At 34.0% G+C, this 561-nt stretch carries 1 protein-coding gene and 1 pseudogene; both read left to right on the top strand.

Annotated elements, in window-relative coordinates; genetic code table 11:
• Positions 1-148 precede the first annotated feature (148 nt).
• Positions 149-256 (top strand): annotated as a pseudogene (locus tag HK11_RS12770) (hypothetical protein); the annotation flags it as partial.
• Between the two features lie 51 nt (positions 257-307).
• Positions 308-561, top strand: a 254-nt coding sequence (locus tag HK11_RS12675) for a T6SS immunity protein Tdi1 domain-containing protein (RefSeq protein WP_233133480.1), incomplete at its 3' end; no start/stop codon positions are given.

Raw genomic sequence — 561 nt, forward strand, 5'->3', positions numbered from 1 at the left:
GCTTCATCTGGCTCTCAGATAACAGAAATACATCACTCACAGGCTCATCCTCCATAGGTAAGCCTGTGAATCACAATCTCTCGCTCAGTTCAATAAATTAACAGGTCCTGAGCCTAACGATCTTATTTTATTCTGGCAGGAATATGGTATTGGAACATGGTTAAACGGAAAATTTCAGTTTTGTATTCCTTCTGATTACTCAGGAATAGTAGATATTCTATTCTCTGGTGATCAGGATATTATTCCAGAAAAAACTCATATAATTGGTTTTTCTGCATTTGGTCATTTAGTTATATGGAATGAAGATTTGCAAACATGCATTGTTAAATTACCTGAAGCAACTATGGGCGTTGATAAATGGGATTTTGATGAGTTTGGAAATGATTTTTTTAGAATATCTTCAGTTATAGCTATGTTAAATTTAGAATTTAGTTTTGATTATCCAACTCAAAATAAAAATTATAAATCTCTTTTTTTAGAGTCTTTGTCTGAAATAGGTGAAGTGACTTTTGGTAAATGCTACGGTTTTTTTCCGGCACTTGCGCTTGGCGGTTCACCATC

The organism is Acetobacter sp. DmW_043 (assembly GCF_002153485.1).
Lineage (GTDB): Bacteria > Pseudomonadota > Alphaproteobacteria > Acetobacterales > Acetobacteraceae > Acetobacter > Acetobacter thailandicus.